General features: G+C 57.0%; 16 protein-coding genes, 1 tRNA gene and 1 riboswitch. Of the genes, 8 read left to right on the top strand and 9 right to left on the bottom strand.

Annotation, left to right across the window (positions count from 1 at the left end):
- Nucleotides 1–14 precede the first annotated feature (14 nt).
- The gene (locus ACR0EV_RS13380; protein ID WP_480800546.1) at nucleotides 15–1,583 is read left to right on the top strand and encodes an alkaline phosphatase D family protein; all 1,569 of its coding nucleotides are present in this window, start codon (nucleotides 15–17) and stop codon (nucleotides 1,581–1,583) included.
- Between the two features lie 209 nt (nucleotides 1,584–1,792).
- Nucleotides 1,793–2,011 carry a hypothetical protein gene (locus tag ACR0EV_RS13375; protein WP_480800545.1) on the top strand — a complete coding sequence of 73 codons (219 nt, stop codon included), beginning with the start codon at nucleotides 1,793–1,795 and terminating at the stop codon, nucleotides 2,009–2,011.
- Nucleotides 2,012–2,046: 35 nt separating this feature from the next.
- Here the strand turns inward: ACR0EV_RS13375 and cobO are convergent, their stop codons facing one another.
- The 5 genes from cobO to ACR0EV_RS13350 all read right to left on the bottom strand — a co-directional run bounded on the left by cobO (nucleotide 2,047) and on the right by ACR0EV_RS13350 (nucleotide 5,996).
- Nucleotides 2,047–2,646, bottom strand: a complete 600-nt coding sequence (gene cobO, locus ACR0EV_RS13370; RefSeq protein WP_480800544.1) for a cob(I)yrinic acid a,c-diamide adenosyltransferase — start codon at nucleotides 2,644–2,646, stop codon at nucleotides 2,047–2,049.
- Between the two features lie 56 nt (nucleotides 2,647–2,702).
- Nucleotides 2,703–3,638, bottom strand: coding sequence for a DMT family transporter (locus ACR0EV_RS13365; protein WP_480800543.1), 936 nt, complete (start codon nucleotides 3,636–3,638; stop codon nucleotides 2,703–2,705).
- A gap of 45 nt (nucleotides 3,639–3,683) precedes the next feature.
- Complete coding sequence (locus tag ACR0EV_RS13360; protein ID WP_480800542.1) at nucleotides 3,684–4,346, bottom strand: HD domain-containing protein; 663 nt, start codon at nucleotides 4,344–4,346, stop codon at nucleotides 3,684–3,686.
- Nucleotides 4,330–5,430: a chorismate synthase gene (gene aroC / locus ACR0EV_RS13355; RefSeq protein ID WP_480800541.1), complete on the bottom strand. Its 1,101-nt coding sequence runs from the start codon at nucleotides 5,428–5,430 to the stop codon at nucleotides 4,330–4,332. The genes ACR0EV_RS13360 and aroC overlap by 17 nt, the downstream gene beginning before the upstream one ends.
- Nucleotides 5,431–5,555: 125 nt before the next feature.
- Complete coding sequence (locus ACR0EV_RS13350; RefSeq protein WP_480800540.1) at nucleotides 5,556–5,996, bottom strand: 6,7-dimethyl-8-ribityllumazine synthase; 441 nt, start codon at nucleotides 5,994–5,996, stop codon at nucleotides 5,556–5,558.
- 72 nt (nucleotides 5,997–6,068) lie between these two features.
- Nucleotides 6,069–6,269: riboswitch (FMN riboswitch) on the bottom strand.
- Nucleotides 6,270–6,323: 54 nt separating this feature from the next.
- Here ACR0EV_RS13350 and ACR0EV_RS13345 point away from each other — a divergent pair.
- On the top strand, nucleotides 6,324–6,938 hold the full coding sequence (locus ACR0EV_RS13345) for an FMN-binding negative transcriptional regulator (RefSeq protein ID WP_480800539.1): 615 nt from the start codon (nucleotides 6,324–6,326) through the stop codon (nucleotides 6,936–6,938).
- 70 nt (nucleotides 6,939–7,008) lie between these two features.
- Entirely contained in the window at nucleotides 7,009–7,617 is a 609-nt protein-coding gene (locus tag ACR0EV_RS13340) for a glutathione S-transferase (protein ID WP_480800538.1), read from the top strand.
- A gap of 22 nt (nucleotides 7,618–7,639) precedes the next feature.
- Here the strand turns inward: ACR0EV_RS13340 and ACR0EV_RS13335 are convergent, their stop codons facing one another.
- Entirely contained in the window at nucleotides 7,640–8,083 is a 444-nt protein-coding gene (locus tag ACR0EV_RS13335) for a c-type cytochrome (RefSeq protein WP_480800537.1), read from the bottom strand.
- Between the two features lie 464 nt (nucleotides 8,084–8,547).
- On the opposite strand from ACR0EV_RS13335, the gene petA reads away from it, so the two are divergent.
- Genes petA through ACR0EV_RS13320 form a run of 3 tightly spaced genes read left to right on the top strand, consistent with a single transcriptional unit; the run spans nucleotide 8,548 to nucleotide 11,288 of the window.
- Nucleotides 8,548–9,132: a ubiquinol-cytochrome c reductase iron-sulfur subunit gene (gene petA, locus ACR0EV_RS13330; protein ID WP_480800536.1), complete on the top strand. Its 585-nt coding sequence runs from the start codon at nucleotides 8,548–8,550 to the stop codon at nucleotides 9,130–9,132.
- A gap of 14 nt (nucleotides 9,133–9,146) precedes the next feature.
- The gene (petB, locus tag ACR0EV_RS13325; RefSeq protein WP_480800535.1) at nucleotides 9,147–10,478 is read left to right on the top strand and encodes a cytochrome b; all 1,332 of its coding nucleotides are present in this window, start codon (nucleotides 9,147–9,149) and stop codon (nucleotides 10,476–10,478) included.
- 18 nt (nucleotides 10,479–10,496) lie between these two features.
- Nucleotides 10,497–11,288 (top strand): cytochrome c1, encoded by a 792-nt coding sequence (locus ACR0EV_RS13320; RefSeq protein ID WP_480800534.1) that lies wholly within the window; start codon nucleotides 10,497–10,499, stop codon nucleotides 11,286–11,288.
- A gap of 145 nt (nucleotides 11,289–11,433) precedes the next feature.
- Here ACR0EV_RS13320 and mtaB read toward each other — a convergent pair whose 3' ends face one another.
- Nucleotides 11,434–12,690, bottom strand: a complete 1,257-nt coding sequence (mtaB, locus tag ACR0EV_RS13315) for a tRNA (N(6)-L-threonylcarbamoyladenosine(37)-C(2))-methylthiotransferase MtaB (protein WP_480800533.1) — start codon at nucleotides 12,688–12,690, stop codon at nucleotides 11,434–11,436.
- Nucleotides 12,687–13,520 (bottom strand): diaminopimelate epimerase, encoded by an 834-nt coding sequence (gene dapF / locus ACR0EV_RS13310; protein ID WP_480800532.1) that lies wholly within the window; start codon nucleotides 13,518–13,520, stop codon nucleotides 12,687–12,689. Before dapF ends, mtaB begins: the two co-directional genes overlap by 4 nt.
- A 220-nt stretch (nucleotides 13,521–13,740) precedes the next feature.
- Between dapF and ACR0EV_RS13305 the strand changes: the two genes are divergently transcribed.
- Nucleotides 13,741–13,816, top strand: a tRNA-Lys gene (locus tag ACR0EV_RS13305).
- A 137-nt stretch (nucleotides 13,817–13,953) separates the two neighbouring features.
- Here ACR0EV_RS13305 and ACR0EV_RS13300 read toward each other — a convergent pair.
- Entirely contained in the window at nucleotides 13,954–14,907 is a 954-nt protein-coding gene (locus ACR0EV_RS13300; RefSeq protein ID WP_480800531.1) for an SDH family Clp fold serine proteinase, read from the bottom strand.
- Nucleotides 14,908–15,005: the final 98 nt, after the last annotated feature.

Genomic DNA, 15,005 nt, shown 5'->3' with positions numbered 1-15,005 from the left:
AGGAGAGCCTCACTATGACCAAGATCTTACGCCCAAACCGTCGTTCTTTTCTGGCAGGCAGCACTGCCTTTGCCGCTTCACTGGCCATGCCAGCCATCAGCCGCGCTGGATCGCGCCCCGTGTTTACGCATGGCGTTCAGTCTGGCGATGTTGATACGACATCGGGCATGATCTGGACCCGTACGGATCGCCCGTCTCGCGTGATGATGGAAGTATCGACCACAGAAAGCTTCGCAGACGCCCGAAAACTCCCGCCGATGGATGCTATCCCCAACAGCGATTTTGCCGTCAAACGTCTGGTCGAGGGACTTCCGTCGGATCAGGATATTTTCTACCGGTTCGTTGCTGCCGATCTGAATGACATCAATGTCATTTCAGAGCCTATTATTGGACAATTCCGCACTGCACCAACCTCACGCCGCAACATTCGATTTGCCTGGTCAGGCGACACCGCCGGCCAGGGATGGGGTATTGATGACGAAGGTATGCGCACATACGCAACCATGGCGCAGCACAAGCCGGACTTCTTCATCCACTCTGGCGATACCGTTTATGCTGACGGCCCCATGACGGATGAGGTCGAGAAAGACGGCCAACTGATCTGGAAGAACACAACTCTGATCGACGAGAAACGCAAGGTGGCCGAAACACTGGACGAGTTCCGCGCCCAGTGGAAATACAACATGATGGACGAGCATGTGCGGGCCATGAATGCCGTTTGCCCGACCTTTTTCCAGTGGGATGACCATGAGGTTGTGAACAACTGGTCCGATGCAAAGGATCTGATTTCCGATGACCGATACACCGAGAAGTCCGTGCATGTTCTTCAGTCCCGAGCCGGACGTGCTTTCCAAGAGATGACACCGTTGCGCATTACTCCGGCAGAGCCCGGGCGTGTGTATCGCAAGATCTCCTATGGTCCGATGCTGGATGTCTTCTTTCTGGACCTGCGCAGTTATCGTGGACCGAACGGCCCGTCGATGGAGGATGAAATCACGGATCAATCCCGCATTCTGGGCGCGGAACAACTGGCATGGCTCAAGCAAGAGCTGGCAGGATCGCAAGCGACTTGGAAGGTGATTGCCTCGGACATGCCAATCGGGTTGATCGTCTGGGACAACTGGAAGGAACAGGCCGGAGCAGAGGCGATCTCGAACGGCGATAGCGGACCAGCTAAGGGGCGCGAGTTGGAGATTGCTGATCTGCTACGTTTCATCAAGACGGCCGGCATCACCAACACGGTTTGGTTCACGGCTGATGTTCATTACACCGCTGCGCACTACTATGACCCTAACAAGGCACAATTCCAGGATTTTGAACCGTTTTGGGAGTTTGTTTCGGGTCCGCTGCACGCAGGGACATTTGGTCCAAACGCCCTGGACGGCACGTTCGGCCCCGAGGTCAAATACGTCAAAGCACCCGCCGAAGGGCAGGGGGTGAACCTTCCGCCCAGCGAGGGTCTTCAGTTCTTTGGTCTGGTGGACATTGACGGAGCGACGGAACAGATGACGGTTCGGCTGATGGACCGGGCAGATACCGAACTCTGGTCGGTTACGTTGGACCCGCAGAATCGCGCGCTTTGATTTCCAGTACGAATGCGACCGGCACCCCGAGAAATCCTTGGGGTGTTTTTTGACTTGAAAATCCCGACATAAATAGTCAGATTATGTGCAACGCCAGATGTTGTACCATCAAGCTCATGGTTTCGGGGCGGCTTGCGGGCTTAGCATGATCTTAGTGATAGCTTGCCGCCGCTCCGGAAACGAATCTGTCTAAGCAGAACGAGGTCGAAATGAGCGAGTCACTAGATGAGATTATGGCGCGCCATGATGCGCTGGCTGCATGTGGATGCACGTGTTGCGACGGAGATTATTGCGCCTATGTCGACTGCCAAAAGCCGCGCCGCGACCATCCCGAGGTAAAACAGCCTAATCGTTCGAGAGTCAGCGATCTTACCCCGCGCGCTTCGATTCGACAGATTGTTGAAACAACGCTGAGCCGTTTTGGCTGAACGACGCAGGCCGGAAAACCCGCGTCAGTTACCCATCAAAAATCTACGCCGCGTTGTGCCTTGATACCCGCTTGGAAGGGGTGTTTTTCCTCGGTCATCTCAGTAACCAGGTCGGCGTAGTCACGCAGGGCTTGGGGCGCGTCGCGGCCCGTCAGAAACACGGTGGTCTTGTCCGAACGCGCATTCAAGCCGTCGATGACCTGATCTACAGACAGATACTCGTACCGCAAGGCAATGTTGATCTCGTCCAGCACGACAAGCTCGTATTCGCCGCTGGACATCAGGGCGCGCGCCTTGTCGAAGGCCGCGTTAGCCGCGGCGATGTCGCGCTCACGATCCTGCGTGTCCCAGGTGAAACCTTCGCCCATCGTGTGCCACGTCACCAGATCGCGTTCTTCGAAGAAACGGCGCTCGCCGGTTTTCCACTTGCCCTTGATGAACTGCACCACAGCAACCTTCTGGCCCCAACCCAATGCGCGGATGACGACGCCAAAGGCAGCTGAGGATTTACCTTTGCCCTTACCGGTGTTGATCAGAACCAGACCGCGGCCGGGGTCAACCGCCTCCGACACTTTCTTGCGGTGCTTGGCCTGCACCTGCTGCATCTTTTCCTTGTGATCCTGCGCGTCGCTCATGGGGAAACCTCTTTGATTGTCCGGCCCAACCTAGGGGAAGATTACAAAAGGTAAAGTCACGCTTTGGGGTCTGTGACCGACCGTGCCTTGCCCCGCTCGAGTCCCAATTGGTGTTCGCGCCAGATCACAACGACATTGCCTGCGATAACCAAAGCGGCCCCAATCAGGATTGCAAGCGTTGGCAGTTCGTCGAACCATACGTAGCCGATCACAATCGCAAACAGCATGGTCGCGTAGTCATAAGGTGCCAGCATGGAAGCCTGACCAAAGCGATAAGAGGACGTCACCAAAATCTGAGCAACCCCGCCGATCAGGCCCATCATGATCAGTATTAGAGCCTGATTCAGCGTCGGCATCGTCCAGCCCCAGAACGCGGTCATTGCCGACAGCAAGGTTGCCGTCATCGAGAAATAGAAGACGATGGCAGCTGGGTGATCAACCTTGACCAGTTGTCGGATATGGATCTGAACAAAGGCGCGCGCGACGGTTGCGCCCAAAACGCATAGTGCACCAATGGTGGCCGCAACCTCCATCTCGGTGGTGCCCAGGCGCGGCCAAATCATGATCATGACCCCCAACAGACCAAGAGCCACCGCGCCGATACGGATCAGACGAATGCGTTCGCCCAGCATCACAGCAGCCAGAATCAGAGTGAAGATCGGTGTGGCATAGCCAATTGCCGTCACCTCGGGCAGAGGCAGCAGGCTGAGACCCGTAAAGGTAAGCCCCATGGCGCTGGTGCCCAGAACGCCGCGCCAGAAATGGCCCATGGGTTTCTTGACCACAAAGCCCTTGGACAACTCACCGCGCGCGATGAGCCAAAGAATGATGACGGGAATCGCGAACAGGGACCGAAAGAACACCAATTGGCCCGGTGGGAATTCATCCGATAAAGCTTTGACCAAGGCGGACATCGACGTGAACAGGAACAGCGCGCCCAGTTTCAGCGTCACTGCCAGCAGAGGTCGATGCGATGTTAAGGGTTTTGTCATCGGCGCGAACCTGCGCCTTTGGCGGCCAAAGATCAACGGGTGGGTTTAGTCATTTATCCAGGATTGAGGCAAGGAACTGCCGATTTCCTCGGCAAACTCTTCAAGAAAACGGATCATACGCTCGGTGCGTTGCTCCGCAATCTGCCTGCCGGTCTTGGTCAGCATGTCGTCCGGCAACCCCAGCAGTTTGACTTTCCAATGGTCGAGCGAGAAATGCAGGTCGTCCAATGGCCGGTTTTGGGCAAAGGGATCTGCCGCGTCATAAAGAGTGCGCCCCAAAGCACCCGAAACGGAAAAGTTGCGCGCAATACCGATGGCTCCCAAGGCGTCCAGCCGATCTGCATCGCGCAGGATGCGTGCCTCGGCCGTTTTTGGAGCAATATTGGCCGAGAAGCTATGGGCTTCGATTGCGTGCTGGATGGCGCGGATCTGGTCCGAATTATATCCCAAATCCCCCAGAATAGGCACTGATTCCACTGCGGACCTGCGAGATGCCAGATGTCGGTCAGGATCGTCCTTGGGCAGATTTACCAGATCGTGCAGATAACTTGCAGCCAATAGCACGGACATATCGGTTTGATCATCCGCGATGGCCTGAGCATTGGTCCAGACCCGATCCAGATGGGCCAGATCATGGGCCGGATCCGTTTCCATGCGATGCGCGACCACTGCCCGCAGGCGCGTGCGCAGATCAGCCGATCCGTCCACGGTTCTCTCCGATCTGACCGCGATGCAGAAGCAGGTGGTCAAGGATCACGCAGGCCATCATCGCTTCGCCAACCGGAACCGCGCGGATGCCGACGCAGGGGTCGTGGCGGCCCTTGGTGATGATCTCGGTCTCTTCACCCGACTTGGTGATCGTCTTGCGCGTGGTCAGGATCGACGAGGTAGGCTTCACGGCAAAGCGCACCACGATGTCCTGTCCGGTTGAGATACCGCCCAGAATGCCGCCCGCGTGGTTCGAGCTGTATTGCGGGCCGTTCTGGCCCATGAATATCTCATCCGCGTTGGCTTCACCGGTCAGTTCGGCGGCGGCCATGCCTTCGCCAATTTCGACGCCTTTGACGGCGTTGATCGACATCATCGAAGCGGCCAGATCAGTATCTAACTTGGCATAAACGGGTGCTCCGATCCCTGCTGGAACACCGCGCGCGACGACTTCAACGACCGCGCCGACAGAGTTGCCGGATTTTCGTAGATCGTCCAGATACGCGGCCCAGTCCTCGGCTGCTTGTGCATCGGGTGTCCAGAATGGATTCTGCTCGATCTGAGACCAGTCGAATTTCGCGCGGTCGATCTTATGCGGTCCGATTTGCGTCATGTAGCCGGTGATCTGTACATTCGGCGCGATCTGTTTGATCGCCTCGCGCGCCAGCCCTCCGGCGGCGACGCGGGATGCGGTTTCCCGGGCTGAGCTGCGCCCGCCTCCGCGATAGTCGCGGATCCCGTATTTCTGCCAATAGGTGATGTCGGCGTGGCCCGGACGGAACTTGTCCATGATGTCGCCGTAGTCTTTCGAGCGTTGATCGGTATTCTCGATCATCAACTGCACTGGGGTGCCGGTCGTCTGACCTTCGAACACGCCGGACAGGATTTTCACCTGATCGGGTTCACGGCGTTGGGTGGTGAACTTGTTCTGCCCCGGTTTACGCTTGTCCAGCCAGTGCTGGATCATGGCTTCGTCGATTTGAACACCCGGAGGGCAGCCGTCGACCGTCGCGCCTAATGCGGGACCATGGCTTTCGCCCCAGGTGGTGACGCGGAAGAGGTGTCCAAAGCTGTTCATCGACATGGGGCGTGCTCCTTTGCGGGTTGTGATTAGCGGGCAAGGCCCCCGGCCTCAAGCGGATTTGGTCTTTGAGGACGTGAACGCCGCCCGGTGGGCGGCGCATTTGAGTATTTTTCAAAAAATGAAGCTTAGGCGGCCTGCGCGACTTTCGCGCGGGTATCCGTGATCATCAGTGCGGCTTGAGCCGCTTCGCGTCCCTTCCGAACGAAATGGTCGCGGTAGATAGCGTTGTGGTGGTCGGTTTCCTGATACTGGTGCGGTGTCAGCGAGACCGACAGGACAGGAACGCCCGTGTCCAGTCCGGCGCGCATCAGGCCATCAACGACAGCTTGCGCGACGAAATCGTGGCGGTAGATGCCGCCATCCACAACGAAGGCGGCGCATGCCACGGCGGCGTATTTGCCTGTTTGGGCCAGGTCGCGCGCTAACAGGGGCATTTCGAACGCGCCCGGAACGTCGAAGACATCGACCTGCTCGGCGGGGATGAGTTCGAGGAAACCGTCAAGCGCGCGGTCAACGATATCGGAATGCCAGTTGGCTTTGATAAAAGCGTAGCGGGTGTGTGTCATTATGATCTCCTTTCGTAACAGACACGTCACCCAAGGCGATCACGGGCAAGCACACCGCGTTAAGGGCGCGCTGCACGTTCTCTTTCATCCGGACTGTAACCGTCGGCTCTGGCCTCTCACCAGATCTGCTTGACACCCTTTGGCGCTTCCACACTTTTTCCGAAAACCGGTTGCCGCTTTTCGGATCGTGGACACGTCTGGGCCGCTCGCGGGCTTACGGGTCGTTGCCCGCATACCGCCGGTGGGGAATTCCGCCCCGCCCTGAGAACAAGACGGACCTTGCATATCTTGGGCCTCGTCTGCAAGAGATTTGGCAGGAGGACCGCCATGCACCCGAACCCCGCCTTTCGCGCCGAGGACCGCGCGCGCCATATTGCGTTTGCACGTGACCGAGGATTCGGTGTTTTGGCCTTGTCGACAGATGGTACCCCACTGTTGAGCCATGTGCCGTTTCTTTTGTCCGCAGATGGGCTGGTGGCTGAACTTCATCTCGTCCGCTCAAATCCTATCGTGCGCGCCTTGGGCACGCCGAAAGCGGTGAAGATCGCGGTGCAGGGTCCGGATGGGTACATCTCGCCAGATTGGTACGAGGTGGAGGATCAGGTTCCAACCTGGAACTATGTGGCCGTGCATTTGACCGGGCAGCTGGAGCTGCGCCCGCAGGACGAGCTGCTGGATCTGTTGAACCGGCAATCGGCCTTTTATGAAGAACGCTTGTTGCCCAAGCTGCCATGGGGCACGGGCAAGATGTCAGACGAGGCTTTGACCAAAATGATGCGGATGATCGTGCCGTGCCGAATGCAGGTAGAGGATGTTCAGGGCACCTGGAAGTTGAGCCAGAACAAGCCTGATGATGTGCGCTTGCGGGCGTCTGAACAGGTTGCGTCGTCGGGGATCGGGTCCGAATTGAGTGTTCTGCAAGAGTTGATGCGCAAGGCTTAGCCGTCAGCGAAGTGTGGGCTTTCGTTTTTACAGACCTCCTGTAAGGTCGGCTGAAACAGGGAGCCTTCCGATGAAACTCTACCACAGTCTGACTTCGCCCTATGTACGCAAAGTCATGGTTTTGCTGCATGAAACAGATCAGCTTGAAGATGTTGAGCTGGAGACCGTGGCAGGAACACCGATCTCACCGGCTGAGCCGCTGGTTACCAAAGCACCGTTGACAAAAGTTCCAGCTCTGGAACGCCCTGATGGACCGACCTTGTTCGACAGTCGGGTAATCTGTGCTTTTCTGGATGCCCGTGCAGGTGGAAAGCTTTATCCCGAGGGCGCAGGCCGCTGGGATGTTCTGACACTCGAAGCGCTTGCTGACGGTATTCTGGATGCAGCCCTTTTGATGACTTATGAGGATCGCCTGCGTCCCGATGACAAAAAGTGGGATGCGTGGATCGAATCGCAATGGGTCAAGATTGACCGGGCCTGCGCTGTGCTGAACCAACGTTGGATGGCGCATTTGTCGGGCCCGTTGGATATGGGGCAGGTCGCCGTCGGCTGTGCGCTGGGTTATCTGGATCTGCGCCATGACGCGCGGGGGTGGCGCAAGGGCAATGACGCGCTTGCCAAGTGGTTTGCGGAGTTTGGCGAGCGACCCAGCATGGTGGCCACCCGCCCTCAGGGCTAAAGCATCCGCAGCCGCGTCTGCGTTACTGACTGAATGTCGCCAGATACGCGGCGATATCTTCCGCACCTTTCTTGAGCTTGACGCTCATGTTCGGGCGGGCGGTGTCGTCGTCGAGATAGTCCTTGATGAACCCGATCGGGTCTTTGGAATAGGCCGCGATGTTTTCTTCGTTCCAGACCAGACCTTCTTCACCGGCGCGGATCATGTCGTCGGTGAACATGCCGATGGGCAGGCGTTCGCTGCCATAACGGTAGTCATTCTCGGATCCGGCAACCCGTCCGACGACGCCATAGAGATTCGGCCCGGTGATTCCGCCTTTGACCAGAACTTTTCCGTCTTTGATGATCGCGTGGCATGACGAGCAGCGGTTATACATCGCCTTTCCCTTTTCGGGGTCACCTGCGGCAAGGGCCTGAGTGGACAGGGCCAATGTAAGTACAGCTGTGGTCAACAGGGGTTTTGACATAGGGGGTCTCCTGACAGGAGTTCGCGCGTTTTGCCCGCTGTCCTGCATTCGCGCAAAAAGTGCAACGGGGTAAGCCTGCACAATTTGCAATTTAAATCATCTATTTGGGGAATATGATTTTGCAGAAAACAATCCCGTTCCCACCGGTTGGATTGTGAACATTCAAGGCGCAATTCTGCGGTACATGGCTGGAACGTCCCGCGCCTGCTGGGCGTCGTTGTCGGTGTCGGCTGGCAATCGAATCAAAGCCGCCTGATTCGACCTGATCAACAAAGTTGAGCGCAAGATTCACCAAAAAATCGGCTTCGTTCCCTAAATGAAGCGGCACATGCGGCGTATTGCGCGTTTATGAACGCTGGACGAACACTATTCTCCCCGATAGTAAGCGCGTTTAAGACGCCGCTTTCACGCGGTGCGCGAGCTTTTTGCCCGTCCGCGGGCGCCAGACAATCGGAGATAACCTCGTGTCCCACGCAGAAGACCACGAAGGCACCCGCAGAGATTTCCTGTATTACGTCGCTGGCGGCGCAGGTGTCGTTGCAACGGGTGCAGCCGTATGGCCCCTGATCAACCAAATGAACCCGTCAGCAGACGTGCAGGCGCTTTCGTCGATCCGCACGGATGTAAGCGGGGTTGAGCCGGGCACACAGCTGACAGTTAAATGGCTGGGTAAACCCGTGTTTATCCGTCACCGCACCGGTGCCGAGATTGCCGAAGCCCAGCAACAGGACGAAGAAGCCGTTGGCAACTTGCCTGATCCGCTGGCGCGCAACTTCAACCTGAACGCAGATGCACCTGCAACAGACGCCAACCGCGTCATGCCGTCGCCCGAAGGCGAAGCCGAGGGAGCCTGGATCGTTCAAATGGGCGTTTGTACGCACCTTGGATGTGTGCCTCTGGGTGATGCTGGCGACTTTGGCGGTTGGTTCTGCCCGTGCCACGGCTCGCACTACGATCTGGCAGGCCGGATCCGCAAAGGCCCCGCACCGGAAAACCTGCCGATTCCACCTGTTGAGTGGGTCGACGCAACAACCATCAAACTCGGCTAAGGGAGACCCAGTTTATGTCCGGAATTCCCCACGATCACTACGAGCCGAAGTCTAACGGCGAAAAGTGGCTGAACAGCCGCCTTCCCATCGTCGGCCTGCTATATGACACCCTTATGATCCCGACCCCCAAGAACCTGAACTGGTGGTGGATCTGGGGCATCGTCCTGGCGTTCTGCCTGGCGCTGCAAATCGTTACCGGCATCATTCTCGTGATGCACTATACACCGCATGTCGATCTGGCCTTTGCCAGCGTCGAGCACATCATGCGCAACGTGAATGGCGGTTACTTCATCCGTTATCTGCACATGAACGGTGCTTCGCTGTTCTTTGTTGCGGTCTACATTCACATGTTCCGCGGCCTGTATTACGGCTCGTACAAAGCCCCGCGTGAAATCACGTGGATCATCGGCATGCTCATCTACCTGATGATGATGGGTACCGCGTTCATGGGCTACGTTCTGCCTTGGGGCCAGATGTCCTTCTGGGGCGCGACCGTGATCACCGGCCTGTTTGGTGCGATCCCGTTTGTGGGTGAAGCGATCCAGACTTGGCTGTTGGGCGGACCCGCTGTGGACAACGCCACGCTGAACCGCTTTTTCTCGCTGCACTACCTGCTGCCGTTCATCATCGCGGCGCTGGTTATCGTGCATATCTGGGCTTTCCACACCACCGGCAACAACAACCCAACGGGTGTTGAAGTGCGCCGTGGTTCAAAAGCCGAGGCCGAGAAAGATACCCTGCCGTTCTGGCCGTACTTCGTGATCAAGGACCTGTTTGCGCTGGCCGTGATCCTAGTCGTGTTCTGGGCAATCGTCGGCTTTATGCCGAACTACCTGGGCCACCCGGACAACTACATCGAAGCCAACCCGCTGGTCACACCTGCACACATCGTTCCGGAATGGTACTTCCTGCCCTTCTACGCGATCCTGCGGGCCTTCACAGGCGAGGTCTGGGTTGTACAATTCGCTAGCTTCATCACCGGTGGCATCATCGACGCCAAGTTCTTCGGTGTGATTGCAATGTTTGGTGCGATCCTGGCCATGGCGCTGGCGCCGTGGCTGGACACATCGAGCGTGCGTTCGGGTAAATACCGGCCGATGTTCAAATGGTGGTTCTACCTGCTGATCATCGACTTCTTTGCCCTGATGTGGTTGGGTGCGATGCCCGCGGAAGAGCCCTATGCGACCTTCTCGCTGATCGCGTCCGCCTACTGGTTCGCCTATTTCTTCGTGATCCTGCCGATCCTGGGTGTCATCGAAAAACCGCTGACCCCACCGGAGACCATCGAAGAAGACTTCAACGCGCATTATGGCAAGGCTGATGCCGAAGCCACGCCGGCCGAGTAAGAAGAGGGACCGGATACCATGTTCAAGAAACTTGCAATCGGCGCTGCGTTTGCTCTGGCCCTGACCCCTGCTGCATCTTTTGCGGCAGGTGGCGGCGAGCAGCATATCGAAGACTTCGCCTTTTCGTTCGAAGGTCCGTTTGGCACCTGGGATCAAAACCAGCTGCAACGCGGTCTGCAAATCTATACCGAGGTTTGCGCAGCCTGCCACGGCCTGCAATATGTTCCTCTGCGCGATCTGGAAGCGCTGGGTTACAACGAAGAGCAGGTCATCACCTATGCGGCGGACAATTTTGAGGTTTTCGACCCTGAATTGGACGATTTCCGCCCGGCGATCCCGACCGACCACTTCCCGGCCAATACGGCCGTCGGTGCACCCGACCTGAGCCTGATGGCTAAGGCGCGTGCGGGCTTCCACGGCCCTTACGGGTTGGGCATCAACCAGTTGGTCAAAGGCATGGGTGGCGCGGAATACATCGCCTCGCTGCTGGACGGCTACACTGGCAAGGAAAAGGAAGAGGCAGGCACCATCCTGTACGAAAACACCGCGTTCCCCGGCGGTTGGATTTCGATGGGCCCGCCACTGGCGGACGAACAGGTTGAGTTTGCCGATGGGCACTCAAACTCCGTCGAGCATATGTCGGAAGACGTCGCAGCCTTCCTGATGTGGGCGGCTGAGCCCAAACTGATGGATCGCAAGAACGCCGGTTTTGTTGGCGTCATCTTCCTGTCTGTTCTGTCAGTCCTGCTGTATCTGGTGAACAAGCGCCTGTGGGCGCCGCACAAGGGCAAGCTCCGTCCTGAGGATTGATCCTTTTTCGGAATTAGAAATCGAAACCCCCGCGCCACCCGGTTGCGGGGGATTTTTATTTGCGAGGTTGCTTGCAAGGGGCCAGCCCCTTCTTGGCCATTGGCCAATTCATCCCCGAGGTATTTTGGGCCAGATGAAGGGCGGATCAGACGGTGAGTTGGTCTGCAGTCTGTCCGGTGATCGCAGCCGTCACAATCTGACCTTCGGGCTGAGGCGTGGTGAAGGACACTTCGGTGAATTGCTCGGTCCGGCCCATATGGGGGTTTTCCATCAGGATGTGATGGGTTTTGCCGATTTGCTCCGACAGGTGCTTTGAGACCTGAGCATCCCCGGCCGCGCGCAGTCGCGCCGCGCGGCTTTTGATCACTGTTCCATTGACTTGCTGTGGGATCCGCGCAGCGGGCGTGCCGTCGCGCTTGGAGTATGGGAAGACGTGCAGCCAGGTGAGATCGCAGTCTTTGACCAGCCTGAGCGAGTTTTCGAAATGCGCTTCGGATTCCGTCGGAAACCCCGCGATAATATCGGCACCAAATGTCATGTCAGGGCGCAGCTTACGGGCGTCTTCTGTGAAGCGGATCGCATCGTCGCGCAGGTGGCGGCGTTTCATCCGTTTCAGGATCAGGTCGTCCCCGTGCTGAAGCGACAGGTGCAGGTGCGGCATCAAGCGTGGCTCGGTCGCGATGGCCTGCATCAGGTTCTCGTCGACCTCGATCGAATCGATTGAACTGATCCGAAGGCGCGGCAGGTCGGGCACCAGTTTGAGGATGCGCATCACCAGATCGCCCAGCCGGGGCTGTGCGGGCAGGTCGGCCCCCCACGAAGTGAGATCGACCCCTGTCAGAACCACTTCGTTATAGCCCGTGTCCACCAGCCGCTTGATCTGGTCTACGACCACACCTGCAGGCACGCTGCGCGAGTTGCCACGGCCATAGGGAATGATGCAGAAGGTACAGCGGTGATCACAGCCGTTTTGGACCTGCACATAGGCGCGTGAGCGTGTGCCAAAGCCGTCGATCAGATGGCCTGCCGTTTCGGTCACGGACATGATGTCGTCGACCTGAACTGCTTCGGTCTCGCCAATGAAATCGGCGGCCAAGCCCTTCCAGGTGTCTGGCTGCATCTTCTCGGTGTTGCCGATCACTGCATCGACTTCTGCCATGGCGGAGAAAGTTTCCGGCTCTGTCTGCGCCGCGCAGCCGGTGACGATCAGACGGGCGTTGGGGTTCTCGCGCCGCAGTTTGCGGATCTCTTGCCGGGCTTTGCGGACCGCCTCAGCCGTTACCGCGCATGTGTTCACCACCACAGCATCCGTCAGACCTGCTTGCTGCGACAGCTCTTTCATCGCCTCGGTTTCATAGGCGTTCAGGCGGCAGCCCAAAGTGGTGAATTTGGGCGGGTTCATCCCAATGACCTCAAGAACTCAGGGGTGAGGGTGCCCGAGAAGACGTGGGCTGTCGGGCCGGTCATCCAGACTCCATCCTCGCGCCAGTCGATCCAAATCGTGCCGCCATCCAGCTCGATCTGTACTTTGCGCCCCGTTAGACCGCGCCGTGCGGCTGCAACCGCCGTCGCGCAGGAGGATGAGCCAGACGCCAATGTGATCCCCACACCTCGCTCCCAGACGCGCATACGGACATGATCCGGGCCGATCACCTGTGCGACCTGAACATTGGTGCGCTCAGGATAGAGTGGATGGTGTTCGTAACGCGCGCCAAACTCGGTCAATGGAATCGCCTCGGCATCCTCGACGAAAAAGGTGCAATGCGGATTGCCCATCCCGGTCGCTGTCGGTGCGCCCTCGATCGGCAATTCCAGCGTGTCCATCTCCTTTGCCAGTGGAATGTCCTGCCAGTTCAGTTGAGGCTGTCCCATATTTACCGAGGTCAGACCATCACCGGCATCTTTCGCAAAGAGGGCGCCGCGTTCCGTTGTCAGGGCCAGTTCGGACTTTCCGGTCTCATCCATCAGAAACCGCGCGATGCAGCGTGTGGCATTGCCACATGCGGCCGAGGTTGATCCATCGGAATTGTAGAAGATCAGATGCGCGTCTGCCTGTCCGTTTTCAATCACGGCCAGTTGGTCGAAACCCACGCCAAACTGTCGGTGGCCGATTCCCTTTGCAAGAGCCGGGGTGATCCGGGAATCGCGGGCGCGCGCATCCACGATGACAAAGTCATTTCCCAGCCCGTGCATCTTCATGAAGGGCAAACCGGTATCGAGTCTCTGTTGCATGGCGGCGATATAACCCCGGTCCGAACATGAATCCACCCTGTTGCGCAGAATCGTGAAAAAAGGGGTTGACCCCCCTGCGACACCTGCCTAATTAGGCCGCCTATCGGGTCGCCGGAAACACAATATGTAAAGGCGAAACGAGGCGTTAATTAGGGCTTGAACCTGATCAGGGAATTGCCGTAAAGAGCGCCACGGATCGTAGAGATCCATCAAAAAGAGTGGGCCGTTAGCTCAGTTGGTAGAGCAACTGACTTTTAATCAGTGGGTCGCAGGTTCGAATCCTGCACGGCTCACCACTTTTTTCAATTTAATATCAGTAAGTTAATCGCCTTCCGTGTGGAATGTTCAGCAGCCCAACTGGCGCCTTAACTACTTCTGGGGGACAAATAGGGGACAAATGGCATAGATTTATTTGGTCAACCCAATAAACAGGCTAGTAAGACAATGGACGCGCAATACTATTAGTTGCGCCTTCAACAATTTTTCCAATGTTCCTCAGCTTAACGTCATGGTCATAACAGCAGTAAAGCAACCAGACCTTTTTCCAGAGCTCCTCGTCAGGTGGCATCCACTCTACCGAAAGTCCAAGACTTTGGGCTTCAGAAAAATCGATGACAGCTCCATGGGAGTTGTACGTATCCGAAGAAGAGACTTTTTGAATCACGTCTTCTAGTTTTTGCTGAGAACTACCTTTAAGCATCCCTTCCGAGAGAATTCTTTCAGCTAGCTGTCGCATACGAACGACTGCCGATTTGGCCAGGGACTGTAGCAAGGGTGATTGCGTGGGGTCGCTCGCAATGAATTGGCAAGGTACTGCTCCCAAATCGGGCATTACGAATTGGGGGTCGATAGGGCCGAGTTCCGAATTCACCCCAAGAAGTATCTTTTCGGACGACATAGCAATTACCGTACCGCCCGATTTCGCGAGCCCAGGCACAATCACACGATACGACTTCTTTCTCTGGCGTAAAATCGTCACGAATTTTTCAACGGCATCGACCATACCGCCCGGGGTTTGCAAAATTAGATCAATTTCATCCCCGTTTACACCTTCCAGAACCTCTGAAAGGTCATCAGTGTCGGAGTGGTTAATACCTTCTGAAAGACGCGCGAAGTATACTACCGTCTCTCGACCAGAAACGTCTTCTATATCGCCGATTAATAGCTGCCGAAGATATCTGTCTTTTTCCTTCGCCCAGAACTTAGAAGATTGCGAGGGGAGCGACTGGTTCCGTGGAAATTGACTCTTTAGTTTTCTTTCTGGGTTTTTTGACACGATAAAATCCTGACCGTTCGGCATCGAACAGGAAGGACGATTCCAGCACATCCTCGTATTCAGGTGCGCCTGCAAACCGAACAGGGCGGCGTTTTGCCCGCCCTTCTTCACTATCGTGCTTTAGGTTTTCCTTACTAAAATTCATGACTGCGCTCCGACGCTTGTGGCGATTGCGAACCTAAAGAAACGGCACGCAAAAAAGACCTTCT

The organism is Ruegeria sp. CF8, from assembly GCF_056537285.1.
The sequence above is the reverse complement of the archived record's forward strand: the minus strand, read 5'-3'. Positions and strand labels throughout refer to the sequence as shown.

Coding starts and splice junctions, on each gene's coding strand:
- ACR0EV_RS13380 (WP_480800546.1), top strand. CDS start 15: ATGACCAAGATCTTACGCCCAAACCGTCGTTCTTTTCTGGCAGGCAGC.
- petB (WP_480800535.1), top strand. CDS start 9,147: ATGTCCGGAATTCCCCACGATCACTACGAGCCGAAGTCTAACGGCGAA.
- cobO (WP_480800544.1), bottom strand. CDS start 2,646: ATGAGCGACGCGCAGGATCACAAGGAAAAGATGCAGCAGGTGCAGGCC.
- aroC (WP_480800541.1), bottom strand. CDS start 5,430: ATGTCGATGAACAGCTTTGGACACCTCTTCCGCGTCACCACCTGGGGC.
- ACR0EV_RS13320 (WP_480800534.1), top strand. CDS start 10,497: ATGTTCAAGAAACTTGCAATCGGCGCTGCGTTTGCTCTGGCCCTGACC.
- ACR0EV_RS13350 (WP_480800540.1), bottom strand. CDS start 5,996: ATGACACACACCCGCTACGCTTTTATCAAAGCCAACTGGCATTCCGAT.
- mtaB (WP_480800533.1), bottom strand. CDS start 12,690: ATGAACCCGCCCAAATTCACCACTTTGGGCTGCCGCCTGAACGCCTAT.
- ACR0EV_RS13335 (WP_480800537.1), bottom strand. CDS start 8,083: ATGTCAAAACCCCTGTTGACCACAGCTGTACTTACATTGGCCCTGTCC.
- ACR0EV_RS13340 (WP_480800538.1), top strand. CDS start 7,009: ATGAAACTCTACCACAGTCTGACTTCGCCCTATGTACGCAAAGTCATG.
- ACR0EV_RS13375 (WP_480800545.1), top strand. CDS start 1,793: ATGAGCGAGTCACTAGATGAGATTATGGCGCGCCATGATGCGCTGGCT.
- ACR0EV_RS13345 (WP_480800539.1), top strand. CDS start 6,324: ATGCACCCGAACCCCGCCTTTCGCGCCGAGGACCGCGCGCGCCATATT.
- dapF (WP_480800532.1), bottom strand. CDS start 13,520: ATGCAACAGAGACTCGATACCGGTTTGCCCTTCATGAAGATGCACGGG.
- ACR0EV_RS13365 (WP_480800543.1), bottom strand. CDS start 3,638: ATGACAAAACCCTTAACATCGCATCGACCTCTGCTGGCAGTGACGCTG.